This window comes from Photobacterium sp. AWH4_225 (genome assembly GCF_056158405.1).
Genome location: NZ_JBSWTF010000001.1, coordinates 1956983 through 1973227, shown reverse-complemented (window position 1 = coordinate 1973227; position 16245 = coordinate 1956983). Strand labels below are relative to the sequence as shown.

Sequence of the window (16245 nt, the reverse complement as noted above, 5' to 3'; positions counted from 1 at the left end):
CCAAAAAGAAAAAACGTGAGCAATTACTCTAAAACGTTAAATTCCCGCAAGGAATCTTGATCTAGAGCACATTTCTTCAGGATTTGCTTTGAGGATACCTGCCACTAGATGCACACTGAAGTAGGTCATCTGACCAGTAAATTACTCTGCAATTGAATGTAAAAATAAATACCGCGTAAGGAGTGGTCATGAATTATTTCATTACCGGCGCAACTGGATTTATCGGTTCTCAGTTATTACAACGTCTGGCTAAACGTCCTGGTGATATCTACCTACTCACCTATGACAAAATTTCTGAAGATAGACTGGAAGCTCTGTTAGAAAAACATAATCTGCCTAAGAACAAGTTTCACTGCATCAAGGGCTCGATTACCGAACCAAACCTTGGCATCTCAGCTGAAGATACCAAGAAGCTCACTGGAACAATTGATCAGTTCTTCCACCTAGCAGCTATCTATGATCTGACTGCTAGCGAAGAAGATATGATGCGCGCCAATATTGAAGGCACAGAACATACACTTCGTTTCGCCGAGCGCATTAACGCTGGTTGTTTCCACTATTTCAGTTCAATTGCTGTTGCGGGCCAATACCGTGGCTGGTTCCGCGAAGACATGCTGAATGAAGCGACTGGACTTGAGCATGCTTACTTCTCAACCAAGCATAATGCTGAAAAACTCGTTCAAGAAACAGCGACTATCCCTTGGCGTGCTTATCGTCCGGGCATTGTTATCGGCGATTCGAAAACGGGTGAAGCCGATCGTGTTGACGGCCCATACTACTTCTTCAAGATCATCCAGAAGCTACGCCGCGCACTACCAGAGTGGGCTCCTCTTCTAGGCCTTGAAGGCGGCCGCCTGAACCTAGTACCGGTTGACTATGTTGCCGATGCTATCGACCATATTTCTCACAAACCTGAATTGGATAACCAGTGTTTCCACATTGTGGACCCTGACCCATACCGCTCAGGTGAAGTGATTAACTTATTTGCCGAAGCAGGCCACGCACCACGTATGGCTATGCGTTTGGACATGCGTGTGTTCCGCATGATCCCTTCTCACTTCTGGTCTCAGCTTGGTCAAGTTCCAGCACTCAAGCGTTTTATCGATGCGATCAGTAAAGAAATGGACATGCCGCAAGACGCGCTGAGCTACTTCAACTACCCGACCCAGTTTGATTGCAGCAACACGCTAAATGCGCTGTCAGACAGTAACATCTGCTGTCCTCGCCTAGCCGATTATGCTGACAAGATTTGGGATTACTGGGAGCGCAACCTAGATCCTGAGCTGCATGTCGAGAAAACCTTACAAGGCTGTGTTAACGACAAAGTGGTTGTGATCACTGGTGCCTCTTCAGGTATTGGTTACACCACTGCGATTAAACTGGCAAAAACGAAAGCTCGCCTAGTACTGATTGCCCGTGACCTTGAGCGTCTACAGCAGACCCGAAATGAAATCGAGCGCTTGGGTGGCCACGCCTTCATCTACCAGTGTGATTTGAGCCAAGATGAGCCGTCTCAGGAAGTGATCAAGCAGATCAAACACGACCATGGCAAGGTTGATATTCTAATTAACAACGCCGGCCGTTCTATCCGCCGATCAGTAGAGAAAGCAACTGACCGTCTGCACGATTACGAACGTACCATGCAGATCAACTACTTCGGTGCGCTGCGTATGATTCTGGGTAACCTGCCAGAGATGATCGAAGCCGGTGAAGGCCACATTATCAATATCTCATCCATTGCGGTATTGACTAACCAGCCATTGTTCTCTGCTTATGCGGCATCAAAATCAGCACTGGATACTTTTACCCGTACAGCAAGTACTGAACTAGGTGGACAAGGCATTGATTTCACAACTATCAACATGCCGCTGGTTGAAACTCGCATGATCTCTGATCACTACCGTGAAGCTGAAGGTGGTATCCCACTGCTAACTCCAGAAGAAGCGGCTGACTTGATCATCAAAGCCATTATTGAGCGACCGAAGCGCATTGCAACCAAACTAGGCCTGCTTGGCGCATTCATCCACGGTGTCTATCCGAAACTGGGTGAACTGCTAATGGCAACGGGTTACAACCCTGACCACGGTAAGCACGATAGCGAAGATGCTGAGCCTAAACAGCCTTCTGCTGATGTAGTGGCTATTAATAGCATCATGCGCGAAATACACATGTAAGGATGTAAGTAATGCAAGTTTCAGTAATCCACGACTACAAAGAAGATCTTGATACCTTACTGCGCTATTTCAGTGAAGAAGACCTCATTACTGAAAAGTACCAGAAACTGGGTGCCAAGAATGTCCGTGTCGCTACGCTTGAAGAAACAGAAGATGGGTTCCGAGTAGAAACCCAACGAGAAATGCCAGCGAACGTACCTGCAGTGCTGAAAAGCTTGCTTGGTAGCTACAACACCATCAAGCAAACCGAGTCTTGGCATTGGCAAGAGAATGAGCAGCTGGTCTGTAAGCTGCAAATTGAAATCTTGGGTGTCCCTGCCACTATTGAAGGCCAAATGGTTTTCAGTGAGCCAGCGACCCGCCCAGGAATTGCCACTTCCAACCATGTCACTATGGATGTGAAATCAGCCATTCCACTGGTCGGAAGCACCTTAGTTTCCTTCATTTGTGGTGATATGAAAGAGCAAATGCAAGGCGAGTATGACTTCCTCCGTGAAGTACTGCCGCAATTGGTTGCAGAAGAGCAATAATGCTCCCCCCATCACCTTCGGCATAGTCAAAATATGCTAATGATGGTAATGTCGAAGGTGAAGCTCGAATAACAAGGAAAAGATGATGAAAACCAAAGATAGGATTTTGTCAGTTAGTCTTGAGCTGTTTAATCGTGATGGTGTTGCCCAAGTTAGCACGTTAATCATCGCTACCGAGATGGGGATCAGCCCTGGTAACTTGTATTACCATTTCCGTGGCAAAGATGAAATTATTGCGACTCTGGTCAATGAGCTGCAAAACTCCCTGACGACTATCAGCAATGAGTACGCAAGCCAGGTCAAGGACTTTGATGACTACTGGCCATTTATGCATACCGTAATGGCACTATTTACCCATTATCGCTTTTTGTTCAGGAACCTGGATAGCCTTAACGGTCAGAACCCACAGATCAAGCGTAAGATCAGAACCCTGATCCTCAAGCTCCGTCATTTGTGTAATGACATGCTTAAGCATCTTGTCGCTCTTGATAAATTGAAATGTGATGAGCAAAGCTTGCCGCTTCTGGCTGATAACCTATTGCTTGTCAGCTTGAACTGGTTGAATTACCAAACATTGCTTGATGACCATTACACCGAAAGCGACCTAGCCCGCTCTGGTGTTCTGCGCCTGATTTCAATGGTGGAGCCGTATCTAACCGAGAACGCGAAGTCTCCTTTTTTTACCCACGAGGATCTCGTTGAAGAGTTAGTAAACTGATCCTCCAAGTTAGAATTTCATCCTATTTGTAATAATCAAAAACACCCTATGCCAGAGCACAGGGTGTTTTTTCTTGTATTAAACTAGAATTTTGCTAAATCTCTTTAACAGCATCACTTTTAAGGTGCTCAATGAAAGTCATCGTTTTAGTCTTCCTTTTCATCGCTAACACTGTGTTCTTCGCTATGCATACTAAATCGAGCGATCCTAAACAGATAGTAAACAGCAGCATGGTCAACAATACAGCGCCATCACCTCATAGCAAAAATAATTAGCTTTATAGGTCAAATTGCACTTCGTCCAGCAGCCTAACTGCCGCAGTCCGGAACTCGGAGATTTTATCAAGAGGCAGCGCATCAGCGTTGAAATCACCCCAAGAAGCCACTAACTCTGTTGGCTGAACACCTGGTTTGACCGGATATTCAAAATTCGCAGCTGCATACATTTCCTGTGCTTTGCTGTCAGACAAGAACTCCATCAGTTTAAGGGCATTATCAGTATTCGGGGCATGCTTAGCCATCGCCATACCACTGACATTGACGTGAGTACCGTTTTGCTCTTGGCCTGGGAAGTTTATATACACCGATTCAGCCCAACTGCGCTGATTTTCATCTGCCATCATGAGGCCGAAGTAATAACTATTGCTGACGGCTATATCACAAAGCCCTTCTTTTACCGCTTTTACTTGGCCGCGATCATTGCCTTGTGGCCTACGAGCTAGATTATTCTTAAACCCTATCAGCCATTCTCTTGCTTCCTCTTCGCCATGGTGGGCTATGATCGATGAGACTAACGAAATGTTATAGTGATGTTTGCCCGAACGGGTACAGATTTTCCCTTTCCATTTAGGGTCGGCTAGATCCATATAATCAAAGTCACTTGGTAACCTGCCAACACGATCTCGTGAAGATTGGACATTACGGGTACGCAGCGTCAGTGCATACCACTCACCTTCGCTATCTCGGTACTGACTAGGAATATTCTTATTTACAACTTCATTATTAACTGACTTAACCAAACCTTCATCGGATAATTCAATCAAGTGGCCGACATCCGTCGTCAATATGATATCAGCAGGGCTCAAGCGGCCTTCATGCTTGAGCATTTCGGTAAAGCCTTCTCGAGCAAATTTCACATTCACTTTTATACCAGTTTTATCGGTAAACTCATTAAACAATGGCTCGACTAAAAAGGCCTGTCGATACGAATAGACATTGACTTCTTCGGCTGCGATAGAAAATTGAGGAAAAAATAAAGTTGCTGAAACAGCACCCAATAATAGCTTTTTCATGGACATCTCTTTAAGAATGATAGACGTTATCAATACCTATTGAGCAGCATAAGATTTAGCAGAAACACCTGCAATCACATAAATTTTGCTTTATATCTCAAAACTTTACTCCCTAATTTAGTCACCCCCATTGATTTTAATACCTATAAAGAAAGCATATTTGTCAGCATTATCATATAGTTAAGCAACTTAACCCATTTACCACAACGTGTCTTTATCACTATATAATTATTAAATTAAGTGACAATTTTAATAATTAAAAACAGACATCACATACATTTAATAAATTGTTCAATGTCATTAATACATACTTACCATGAATCGCACTTGCTCATACCGTAAATTTATTTTCCAATTAAAATAGTCTTTTACATTTTGAAAAAGTATATCTCTCTGTATTGTGCTAAAAATTGACAGTTAGCATAAATGGATGACCGGTATGAACATCAAACTTTTTAAAAGCCTATCAGAATCAACAATTTGTATTGTTGTGTTCTACACGTGCTTCCATTGGTTGATGGTCAGGTTCGCGGGCGAATTCTATACCGATATTGTTGGCAAGTTTTACCGCTTCTATATCGTTTCATCTACCTTATTTATTATATTGGAAGTACTGCAATTCTACCGAGGCAGTTCATGGGGCTATCTAGCCTACGCGTTTGCGACTGTCGCCATCATGGCCACTTCCTTCGAGCCTAACTTACTCACCGAGTTGGCTCTACAAATGATGATTACTATCGGTGCGTTAGGGTTTGTGTTTTGTATGTACCAATGGTGGGAGGATAAAGGCTGGGAGGATCAAGAGCCCTAGCGGATGAACTGTGACAGGGCGACCTTCCCAATTAACGTTAAACTAACTTTACCTGTCCCTGCCCTCAAGCTACCCTTGTCTGTAATGCAATAAACCGTTATATCAACAAGGAGTGGTTTTGTTTCGCCATCTCAATCGACTTATCGCCATTGGCCTACTCATGTCAGGCGTCGCTGCGCATGCCAGTAAACTAAACACCGATAACATCCAAACTGCATCTGTCAGTACATATGTTACCGATCTCGACACCAACAAGACGCTTTTCCAGAAAAACTCAGACATAGTGATGCCAGTCGCCTCGCTGACCAAAGTGATGACAGCGATGGTCGTGCTCGATGCCAAGCTCCCATTGGACGAAGCCATTAGCTTTGAAAAAATCGACAAAGAAAGAATATACAACGGCTATTCGCGTATCAGAATGGACTCTACCCTTAGCCGCGGAGAAGCCCTTCACATTGCCTTAATGTCCTCTGAGAACCTGGCTACGGCGGCTTTGGCACGGCAATACCCTGGGGGCTATGATGCATTTATCAAAGCCATGAATACCAAAGCAAAAGCTCTCGGTATGTCAGATACCGTATTTGTTGATAGCTCTGGCTTAGATCCAAATAACGTATCTACCGCTGCAGATATCACCAAGATGATCAAAGCAGCCTATGCCTACCCTAAAATCAAGAAATACAGCACCACACCTGTCCATACTGCCTATTTCAAAAAGCCCCGTTACAAATTGGGTTACACCAACACCAATGCGCTTGTTAGGGGCCAGAAGTGGAAAGTTGGATTGAGTAAGACGGGCTATTTAGATATTGCGGGGCACTGCCTGGCCATGGTTACCCATGTAGAGGGCCGACAACTGCTAATTGTAACGCTGGATGCCTACGGCAAGCTTACACCTGTGGGTGATGCTGGCAGAATCAAGAAATGGCTTCAAAGTGGCAATAGCGGTAAGGTATCGGAATCTGCAATGCACTACCAGAAGCAGAAGCTCTCAACCTTAACCAACTAACATCAATAACGCATAGCCGCTTAAATAAAACGAGCCCTAAATGGGCTCTTTTCTTATGCTAAATAACCAAATCAAATCAACTGGCTTTTTTATCAACTGACTCGCCCGCTTCCTTGAATTTCTCCTTAATAAACCCAGCCATCAACTTCATGACTTCGCGAGCTTCACTTAGTTGATAGAACAGCGGAAAGACATGCGGTACTCCCTTAACAACGTTAATCGTAACGTCATTACCAGCCTCGCCTAGCCTTTGGGCAAGATGAATAGCATCATCCATCAATAACTCTTCGGTACCTGCTGTGATAAATGTCGGCGGCAAATCATGATGGTCAGCATAATAGGGAGAGATATCTGGGTCGCAAGGATTCTGCATGCCGATATAGTTGTTTCTCATCAGTAGCAAAGTGCTCAAATCAAAGAATGGATCATCCTTGCATTTCTTGAAGGCCGACTCACCGGTTACTGCCATATCGGAAACTGGCGACATCATAATACCGCCTGCGGGTTGCGGTAGCTTTGCTTCGCGTATTCTCAGCATGGTGCTCAAAACCAAATTACCACCAGCAGAATCTCCAGCGAAAAAGATTTGATGAGGGTGGTATCCTTTCACCAACAACCCACGGTACACCGCAAAACAGTCGTCAGGGGCGGCAGGATAAGGGTTTTCTGGCGCTAGGCGATAGTTGACCGTTAGGCCGCGTGAGCTCGTATGATTAGCAAGGCGTGCGAGAAAGGCGTTGTGGATCTTTGGGCTGTGAAAACAGAACCCTCCCCCGTGGAAGTAAAGGATAATCTTATTACCGCTACTCTTGGGCATATCGACCCAATCGCAAGACACATCGGCGAAACGGGTTGGCGTGATCTCCATCCCCTTTGGTGCAGCAATAAAAGGCCCATAGTTATCAATAGATAAAATGAGATCTCGCATTTCTTCGGTTGATTCACAGTTTGCAAGACGTTGCCGCATAATTCGGAATAAAACCTTGTTGAAAGCCCTATTACGCCAACTATCCATATACGCCACCTTTTTTACAATTCATTTACAAAGTTAGAATTAAACAAGGGGTTTGGTCAATATCTGGTAGCAAAAAAATGATGCTTTTATTTTAGAAGTGCCTAGTTTTCTGTTAGTTAACGTTCAAACAACCGTTTTTCTAGGGTGCAAAAAAACTCTGCCAGTAAAGGCAGCAAAAATAGCAAAAAAGGTGCGCGTGCATGGCCCACGCGCAACCTAAAGGCTTCACAACCTGCAGACTGGGAACGGTTGGTCAGCCCGGAGCTACTTATTGTCTGGCTGGCATAAACGTAGCTCCGTATTGGCAGTTACTCTGCTTCTGCCAATTTCTCAACGGCTTGAGTCAGTTTGTCGATTTTCTCGTCCATACGCTCAAGCTTCTCACGGTCAACGCCACTTAGGCGATAGAACAGATCATTCATACCTGCTTCTACTTCCTCAGTCGCTTTTTCCGTGTTCTTACCAATACACTCTTTCGCTTGGATTTCGACTTCTTTACCGCGCTCAACAAGCTCGTCAAACATCTGGTTTGACTTCTCATTAAGCTGCTGAGCTTCTTCCAAGCTACGGCTGTAAATACCAAGGCCTGCTAACCAAATGTTACGTGCAATGCCTTCACCACTTTCAACGACATTTTTTGCCGCTTTCACTACTGTATTGTTGCTCATAATCATATCCTCTTGCGTTATCTTGCTTTAAGCACGCTCGATTTAACTCACGGCTGCATATCTATTGGAAGCTATGCTTACACCACTTCAGGTTTTGTACTTACCGCAGGCTTGTCTTCAGCTTTAGCCTTTGGTTCCGCAACAGCTTTAGTTGCCGCTACGGTCTGTGGCTTTACCGGCGCCTCGACCTCTTTTTTCTCAGCTTCTGGCTTAGCCGCTGGAACTGGCTGAGCAGCTTTTACTGTTTTACGGCGTGCAACACTTGGTTTCTTGGCTGCAGGGGCTGCTTTTTCAGTGGCTTTCGCAGCAGTACGCTTACGTGGAGCCGGCTTTTTCTCAGCTTGAGCTTTCTGGCGCTCTACCAAAGCTTCAATATTGGCAGTTAGCTGGTCGATCTTGTCGTCAACACGATCTAGGCGCTCGTTATCCAAACCAATGAATTTCTGAACCATGTTGTGCATGCGTTCTTCAATCGCTACTGAGGTCTGGCTGCGTGCAGTGTGTACTCGCTCTTTGGTTTTCGACTCAACTGCACGTCCACGCTCAATCAGCTCATCAAATAGGCTCTTGCCTTTATCAGAAAGCTGATTCATTTCTTCAGCGCTCTTGGCATAAGCACCAAGGCCAGCTAACCAAATGTTGTATACCATTGCGTCACGAATCTGCTCTTTATTTGATTCTTCCGCAGTCTGTTTAAAAATCCCCATCAGTTTCCCCTCCATACTTTTGCGATAATGCCAGCCAGTGGGTATTGCCTGACTGCTTGTATGTAATTTACGAATTTCAATTAGAATGTTCTCCCTAAAACAACACTTTATCGCGAGAGAGAGCTTGTTTGTGAGGACCGTCACAAGAGAGGTCTGAATACGGTTTATTAATCAGAGGGATAAAAAAAGAGCTCATCATGAGCTCTTTTAAAATAATAAAGAATTTATTTTGAATTAACTCGCCAGAAGGTGCTTGTCGAGCTGTTCAGTAATATGGCTTTCAATGGTTGATGCAAAGAAGGCAGCTGCAAAGCCGACAAGCTGAAGCTGAATGGTTATTTTCCCATCCTCAGCATGCAAATAGCCTTTTGCAGCAGAGTGTTTGATATGCATTTTATCGTCTTGCCAGGACCAAGTAAGGCCATACTCCTGTTCAAGCTGGCCTGCAATTTTTTCGCTTAGCGTAGTAATGTCATCATGTGCTCTGTCATGATGGCGTTCAATTAAAATCGTCACAGAAGTTCTCGCGCATTAGTGTATTTACTCAGTCACCTTTTGTTAACATACGGCCTAACTATAAAAATTTCTGTGGGACAGATCTAACATTTTGAAATTTGTTGCAGATACCCTAAGAGAATATGTATCACCTGTCATACTTGCTTCAACCATAAACTTAATCACAGCAAGCGACGAAGCAAAGTCGGCAGAATCAAGCTTGCCCCAACAGCCAATTTAGCGCCTTGGACGGCATTATGGTAAGGCTGCTTTTCAGATGACGTTAACACAGCGCCCAGAAGTAAGCCAACCCCCGCCATTTTGATCACTGTCGAAGGGGCGCTGAGCGTCATATACCCACCTGCCGCCGCGACCACCAAACGCTGAAATTGAGTACACTCTATCTGTAAGCCGTGGGCCTCCCGGACAAATTGTTCACAGTTCTGGCTAAACAAGTTATAACTTCGCCCTAGTTTTGATTTGGCATACCGCACTGCCGCCCTAGGATACGGGCCTGCAATATCACTAACTTCTATCCGGCGCCCTTCTGAAAACTCTCCCTCCGTCTCCCGCTCGACCCGACGCCATTTCTTAGAGTTATGAATAACATAGCCTCGGCCATCAGCGATGCCATAGTGCCAATAAGTACTACAGCGAATTCTCAATACCGTACCGGCCGGAAAATTTGTGCTCTGCATAAATACGTCTATCCAAGTCGCTATCAGTATCGTAAAGCCTAGTTGTTACTGAGCAATAATGTGAAATTTGTCTCATTTCGAATAAGAACTCATATTATCGGGCTATAACGCGCTTTACCTTGGTAGCTTACTTCCAATCTACCTGAACACTGCTAACATAAAAAAAGACGTCAAAATAATGACAGATATCACAATAAATTTTTGACTGGCGATAATTTATTATGATCATTAGAAGTATATTTTTGTTTTTGTTCATAAGTTTCACAATTGGATGTCAATCAATCCCAACGGTCAATCAAGGAGACTTAAGCGCGCAAACCGCTTCTGCTCAGTCATTTCCTGAAGATGCTGATAACAAATGTGAAGTAGATAGCCGTTTGTTTGCTGGCAGCTTTATTGCCACTGGCTCCCGTCATACGCACGCCGAGTCTTCATCAGCAATTAATTCGCTAGTAACAAGCCCTACTGATTTTCATCCAGAACTCACTTCAAACGACATACCTACACAAACCCTGGTTGAAGAGCCTGACATGTGGGATTTGCTTGCCAGCGAGCTCACCATGGCGGTGCCAAATAACCGTACAATCCGCTATTACAAGCGATGGTATGTCAATAATCCCTACCATGTAGAGAAGGTGACTGCCCGGGCAGAGCCTTTTCTTTATTATATTTACCAGCAAGTTAATGCCCGTGATTTACCTATAGAGCTGGTCCTTCTACCCTTTGTTGAAAGTAGCTTTGATCAATTTGCCTACTCGCACAAAGGCGCAGCAGGCCTTTGGCAATTTACTGAGCCTACCGGTAAGACGTTTGGATTAGATATTATTAAAGGCTATGACGGGCGGAGAGATATTGTCTATTCAACAGAGGCTGCCTTGGATCTCCTCGAATACCTGTACGACAAGTTTGATGGGGATTGGCTGCATGCGATTGCTGCATACAATACGGGTGGCGGCCGAGTAAGGGCTGCCATCAAGCAAAACAAAAAATTAGGCAAATCGACTGATTTCTGGTCTCTTAAGCTTCCCAAAGAAACCCGCCACTATGTACCTAAATTGTTAGCCATGGCAGACCTGGTTAAGCATCATGGCTATCGATACGATATTCCACTCCATACAATCAAAGCTGAACCTGTACTTGAAGAAATTACTATAAGTCGAAGGGTTAAGTTAGGTACAGTTGCGGCATATTCTGGTTTATCGAGTAAAGAGCTGTATCACTACAACCCTGGCTATACCGCTGGATATACCCGAAAAAATAAAGACAACAAAATCTTGATGCCGATGAAGAACAAAACCCAGTTCTTCGAGCATAAGAATGCCCGCACCTACGCCAAACAAACTTACGACGTGTACGATATTCAGGCAGGAGATTCACTAAACCAGTTGGCCTACATCAACAACATTTCGGTTGATTTAATCAAGCAGGTTAACAACCTCAGTGACGCTACCATTTTTGCTGGCCAAAAGCTGTTAATCCCCAACCACAGTGAGTAGCAGGTAAGCACTCTTTACAAACGGCATCGACAAAAAAGCAGCAAGCAACACTGAATTGCTTGCTGCTTAGTTCGAGGTAACGGCCGCAAGAGTTTCTTCTTTTTTAATTGTCGTTGTTTCAATAGGCGGGATACTTAAGTGAGTAATTTCCGTTTCGGTTTCTATGAACTGATCAGAATCGTGTCCCTCTGGATCAAGCCAGGCCAACATTTGGCCTTCTAGAACATTGAGTGTTTTCAGATCCGACTCATTGTGTGATAGAGACAAACCAATCAATATCCCAGCCATTAAGCACACAGGGGCAACAAGATGTCGAATAACCAAAACACATGCCATCGCTGCAACGGATATTAATGTTGCAAAATAGATGTTTCCAGGAAGGTCTGAGTAAAAAGCGATATAAAGAGCAAAAAATTGAAGCAAGGCTCCCAGTGATAAAACTGCAATTTTCATAGCGTCATCCGTAACTTGGCCTTTTCTGCAAGTATAGACACTCAAAAAATAATGCCGAAGTTTTTATGCGCCGCCGGCATACATCATACAAATTGACAGTGTGCACAATTCTATCAATTAATGCTTCAAATATAAGAAATTTGATCTATGATGAAAAAGTGAAAATAAAAACACAAAGATCTTCAATTTGTCATAAAAGGGTAATATATGCAGCATCAAGAAATGATCAATCCAACTCACACAGGCATCATCACACGTACGGTATTCACTAGCTTGGCATTTATGGTTGTTGGCCTCGTCTTCATGTAATCACCTCACGGTAAAAAGCGATGAAACTTTTATTGTTAAAGCGTTCATTAAAGTAAAAAGGGCATGTTAAAACATGCCCTTTTTGCTATTTGATGACCTAAATTGTCTCTAAGTCTACAATCATCTTGTTTTCGCTATTGGCTTTTTCCGGCAGATACACTGTAAATACCGATCCAGTACCCAATTCTGATTCCACTTCGATATCACCACCTATCCCACTGACAATACCTTGGCTGACCGACAGCCCCAAGCCAGTCCCGCTCCTTCGGGTGGTATAGAAAGGATTGAATATGCGCTCGATGTTCTCTTGGCTGATGCCGCAACCATGATCTTTAATCTTGACCATGGCACCAATGGCTTCGCCCTTTTCATCAAACCAATCTTCAGTACTGACAACCAATGTGCCCTGATCGTCCATCGCATGAATGCCGTTCATTTGTAGATTCACTAATACCTGAAGCATTTGGTGGCGATTAACCTCTACACTGCAACGCGCATTGAGCTCAGTTTGGATTTCAACATCGAATTTCTTGGTGCCACTTCGTACCAAGGTCAAACTTTCTTCAACAATGGGATTCAAATGCTGCCAAGTCACTTCATCTTGGACACCACCTTGTCGGCTATATTGCAGTAGGCTTCGGGTAATATTACGAATACGATCAATCTGCTCGTGAATGGCCTCCAGCTCTTCCCGGACACGCTCAGTATCATCTCCCAGCTCAAACTGCATCAATTCCACATTACCCAAAATGACCGCTGTGGGATTATTGATCTCATGGGCTATGCCTGCTGTTAGCTCGCCCAAGGCCGCCAACTTCTCATTACTGACCAATTTACTTCTGGCCTGGTTCAGTAGTTTGATATGCTGCTCTAGCTCTTCGGTTTTTTCTCGCAGGCTTTGAGTTCGCCTTTGCACCTTGTCTTCGAGCTGCAATGAAGCCTGTTTGATTACCTCATTCCTTTGGTGAAGTTGATCAAGCATGGTATCAAATTGCTTGCCGAGAATTTGAAGCTCATGACCGCGTGTTAAGTCCAAGCTACCTATACGGCGGTCAAGGCCTAACTGAATCGCAGAAACCACCTGGTGCATTTTCTCGATAGGCCGAAACAAATCTCTCGCACCACGGTAGACGATCACTCCAGAAAGCAATAGAACCAATACGATCCCTACCCCGAGTTCAACAATATTGGTCAAGTAGATTTTGATCATCGGCCATTCGAGATATCCGGTGTAAAGCATCCCGATAATATTGCCGTTATAGTCTTTCAGTGGCTCATAGGCCGAGACATACCAATCGTCATAGACAAAAGCCCGATCGACCCACATATCACCCTGTTCAAGGACCGATTCTTTCACATCGTCTGACACTCGTGTGCCAACGGCGCGGCCATTTAACTGGGTGCTATCCAAAGGTACATTGGTACTGACTCGAATATCACTCATAAATAGCGTAACCGTACCGATACTGCCTTCAGGCAAAGTATCTGACGCATAAACCAAGTCACGGATACGATCGACAAGTTGGGTACTGTTATTGAGCAAAATCCCGCCATCGACTATCCATTGCAAGTCGCCATGCTGGTTGAAAATCGGTATTAAACTGCGACTGATCAGCCCGTCGGATACCAGGGAGTTTTCATCCAACAACGGAATTTGGGCACGTGCGGGCAAATCTGGATGAAGGTCATCCAACTCATAAGAAGCCAATCTCTGGAAGAAAGTCTGCTCCTCGCCCTGCTGGAGGAGCTGTCGATTTGCCTTGGGAAACTCACCTAGGGCGGAAGCCGGATGAATTACCACAAAATCCAAGTCATACTGGCCGGCTTGTTGTTTGACCCAATCTATCAGCTGACTTTGATCTTCTTTGAGCAAGGTCTGGAATTGGTATGATTCAGTCAGAGAGCCCAACCGCATTCTTTGCTCTTTCTGCAACAACTCCATACTGTGATGAGCAACAGCAAGATCAGCCCGTACATTCATCAAGGCATTTTGCCAAGTGTAAATCACCGTCCAGTACATAGTCAGGGCGATCAACGCCAGCAAGGTAATAATTATCGGCACAGAAGTCAGCAGAAGTAGCCGATAACGCACCATAGTCCGAAGGCGCCGAACCCAAATCGCAATGCACTGTTTCATGGCCGACCCTACTCTTCTGACTCAGTCAGGACTTCATCAGCCCATTCCTTGAACTTTCGCTCCAACGTTTTACGCGCTACACCGAGCTGGCGGGAGGCTGCTGACTTATTGCCTTCATGGGAATCGACAACTTGCATAATGTGGGCTTTTTCGACTTCCTTCAGTGTCCAATCACTTGGATAGCAGAATGTAGTGTCATCACCCTCCTGACATCGGCATGGCTGATTATTTTCACTAGCGCCAGATGACAAAGATGACTGCTCAGAACTATCGGCTATTTCAGTGACAGCGTCACTCGCAGTATTGGCACTCAAAGGGGCCTCGCCTGCCAACTCACGCCAGTAATCTGCAGGAGGTTTACCCAGCAACAAACAGCGTTCCATCATGTTACGTAATTCACGGATATTACCCGGCCAGTCATAGGCCTGCATCGCAGAAATATCTTCATGAGTCCAATTAACAGGCTTGGAGCCTAAATCTTTGGCAAGTTGCTGAGTAAAGTGATGGGCAAGCGCTGGAATATCATCTAGGCGATCACGTAGAGATGGCAGTTCGATAGTCAGCACATTAAGACGATAATATAAATCGCGACGGAAGCGCCCTTCGGCCACTTCTTCTTTCAGGTTTCGGTTTGTTGCTGCGACAATTCGCACGTCGACCTGTACTTCACGCTCGGCACCCACCGGGCGAATCGCTTTCTGCTCCAAGGCACGCAGTAAGGATGACTGCATGGACATCGGCATTTCACCGATCTCATCCAAAAACAACGTACCGTTGTTTGCGACACGGAACAGGCCTTCACGGCCTTTTTTCGCACCGGTGAAAGCCCCTGAGACATGGCCAAACAGTTCACTTTCAAGCAAATCTGGTGCGATAGCACCACAGTTCAATGGTACAAAGGGGCCGCTTCGTTTGCTCAGCTGATGAAGCGCACGAGCAACGAGCTCTTTACCAGTGCCAGACTCACCTTCTACTAATACTGCAGCTTGTGAAGGAGCTATTTGGGCGATGAGCTTTTTCATCGACAAGGTACTTTGCGCGTCACCGATAATATCAACCGGATAACTGCGTTCGACATCTCGCTGCAGCGCAAAGTTTTGTCTTTCAACCAAACGACGCTCGATACAGCGCTGTACCGACTGCATCATTTGATCAAGATTGAATGGTTTCAAAATGAAGTCTGATGCACCAGCCCTCAGAGCCTTAATCGCTGTTTCCAAGTCAGCGTAACCCGTCATGAAAATAACGTCACTACGACGTGTCTGCGGATCAAAGGCTTCATGCCACTCAATACCGGAGCGTCCCGGCAGGTTGATATCAACAATCAACAGATCGAAATGGCACCTTTTACGCAGCTCTTCCGCTTCCTCAATGCTTCCTGCAACATCAACCTGAGCAAATTGTTTGCTCAACGCTTTTTTTAGAATGGCACGCATTCCCGGCTCGTCATCGACGACTAAAACCGATACCGCAGACCATGACACTGACGCATTTTCAGACATAAAAACTTAAATACATTATGGTTATAGTGGTGGGACATTTTGTCTCACTCTCATTATGTCTGTCAAAGATGTTTCAAAATGTTTTTCAAACAATGTGAAGACTAACGAACATTTTGTTTTAAATCATTATCTTATCAGTGCACCTAAAGGTATTATACGCAACATGTTCAAGTTGGCATTTGATTTGCTTATTGACTCGCTCATAGCGATGAAGAATATCTCCTTTGGAGAG

The 16245-nt window shown here is 44.8% G+C and carries 15 protein-coding genes; 6 read left to right on the top strand and 9 right to left on the bottom strand.

The features are described 5' to 3' along the window. Positions 1-188 precede the first annotated feature (188 nt). The 3 genes from ACXAD4_RS09380 (at position 189) to ACXAD4_RS09370 (ending at position 3422) form a co-directional block, all read left to right on the top strand. Positions 189-2174 (top strand): SDR family oxidoreductase, encoded by a 1986-nt coding sequence (locus ACXAD4_RS09380; protein WP_475240879.1) that lies wholly within the window; start codon positions 189-191, stop codon positions 2172-2174. 11 nt (positions 2175-2185) lie between these two features. After that, a complete protein-coding gene (locus tag ACXAD4_RS09375; protein ID WP_475240877.1) occupies positions 2186-2704 on the top strand; it encodes a DUF2505 domain-containing protein in 519 nt (172 codons plus the stop codon). Between the two features lie 85 nt (positions 2705-2789). After that, on the top strand, positions 2790-3422 hold the full coding sequence (locus ACXAD4_RS09370; protein ID WP_475240875.1) for a TetR/AcrR family transcriptional regulator: 633 nt from the start codon (positions 2790-2792) through the stop codon (positions 3420-3422). A gap of 277 nt (positions 3423-3699) precedes the next feature. Here the strand turns inward: ACXAD4_RS09370 and ACXAD4_RS09365 are convergent, their stop codons facing one another. Beyond that, positions 3700-4713 (bottom strand): extracellular solute-binding protein, encoded by a 1014-nt coding sequence (locus ACXAD4_RS09365; protein WP_475240872.1) that lies wholly within the window; start codon positions 4711-4713, stop codon positions 3700-3702. Positions 4714-5152: 439 nt separating this feature from the next. On the opposite strand from ACXAD4_RS09365, the gene ACXAD4_RS09360 reads away from it, so the two are divergent. Both ACXAD4_RS09360 and pbpG read left to right on the top strand, forming a co-directional pair. After that, a complete protein-coding gene (locus ACXAD4_RS09360; protein ID WP_475240871.1) occupies positions 5153-5524 on the top strand; it encodes a hypothetical protein in 372 nt (123 codons plus the stop codon). Positions 5525-5636: 112 nt separating this feature from the next. Beyond that, positions 5637-6533 carry a D-alanyl-D-alanine endopeptidase gene (gene pbpG, locus ACXAD4_RS09355; RefSeq protein ID WP_475240869.1) on the top strand — a complete coding sequence of 299 codons (897 nt, stop codon included), beginning with the start codon at positions 5637-5639 and terminating at the stop codon, positions 6531-6533. Positions 6534-6609: 76 nt separating this feature from the next. On the opposite strand, the gene ACXAD4_RS09350 is transcribed toward pbpG, so the two are convergent. The 5 genes from ACXAD4_RS09350 to ACXAD4_RS09330 form a co-directional block, all read right to left on the bottom strand. Continuing rightward, the gene (locus ACXAD4_RS09350) at positions 6610-7548 is read right to left on the bottom strand and encodes an alpha/beta hydrolase (RefSeq protein ID WP_475240867.1); all 939 of its coding nucleotides are present in this window, start codon (positions 7546-7548) and stop codon (positions 6610-6612) included. 308 nt (positions 7549-7856) lie between these two features. Next, entirely contained in the window at positions 7857-8216 is a 360-nt protein-coding gene (locus ACXAD4_RS09345) for a phasin family protein (RefSeq protein WP_317521471.1), read from the bottom strand. A 77-nt stretch (positions 8217-8293) separates the two neighbouring features. Continuing rightward, complete coding sequence (locus ACXAD4_RS09340) at positions 8294-8923, bottom strand: phasin-related domain-containing protein (protein ID WP_475240865.1); 630 nt, start codon at positions 8921-8923, stop codon at positions 8294-8296. Positions 8924-9157: 234 nt separating this feature from the next. Beyond that, positions 9158-9439 carry a polyhydroxyalkanoic acid system family protein gene (locus tag ACXAD4_RS09335; RefSeq protein WP_475240863.1) on the bottom strand — a complete coding sequence of 94 codons (282 nt, stop codon included), beginning with the start codon at positions 9437-9439 and terminating at the stop codon, positions 9158-9160. Between the two features lie 161 nt (positions 9440-9600). Next, entirely contained in the window at positions 9601-10116 is a 516-nt protein-coding gene (locus tag ACXAD4_RS09330) for a lecithin retinol acyltransferase family protein (protein ID WP_475240862.1), read from the bottom strand. A gap of 242 nt (positions 10117-10358) precedes the next feature. Here ACXAD4_RS09330 and ACXAD4_RS09325 point away from each other — a divergent pair, with 242 nt between their 5' ends. Beyond that, on the top strand, positions 10359-11612 hold the full coding sequence (locus ACXAD4_RS09325) for a transglycosylase SLT domain-containing protein (RefSeq protein WP_475240860.1): 1254 nt from the start codon (positions 10359-10361) through the stop codon (positions 11610-11612). A gap of 66 nt (positions 11613-11678) precedes the next feature. Here the strand turns inward: ACXAD4_RS09325 and ACXAD4_RS09320 are convergent, their stop codons facing one another. The 3 genes from ACXAD4_RS09320 to ACXAD4_RS09310 form a co-directional block, all read right to left on the bottom strand. Further along, entirely contained in the window at positions 11679-12065 is a 387-nt protein-coding gene (locus ACXAD4_RS09320; RefSeq protein WP_475240858.1) for a hypothetical protein, read from the bottom strand. Between the two features lie 406 nt (positions 12066-12471). After that, positions 12472-14511, bottom strand: a complete 2040-nt coding sequence (locus tag ACXAD4_RS09315; protein ID WP_475240856.1) for a sensor histidine kinase — start codon at positions 14509-14511, stop codon at positions 12472-12474. An 8-nt stretch (positions 14512-14519) separates the two neighbouring features. Further along, positions 14520-16013 (bottom strand): sigma-54-dependent transcriptional regulator, encoded by a 1494-nt coding sequence (locus tag ACXAD4_RS09310; protein WP_475240853.1) that lies wholly within the window; start codon positions 16011-16013, stop codon positions 14520-14522. Between the last annotated feature and the right edge of the window lie 232 nt (positions 16014-16245).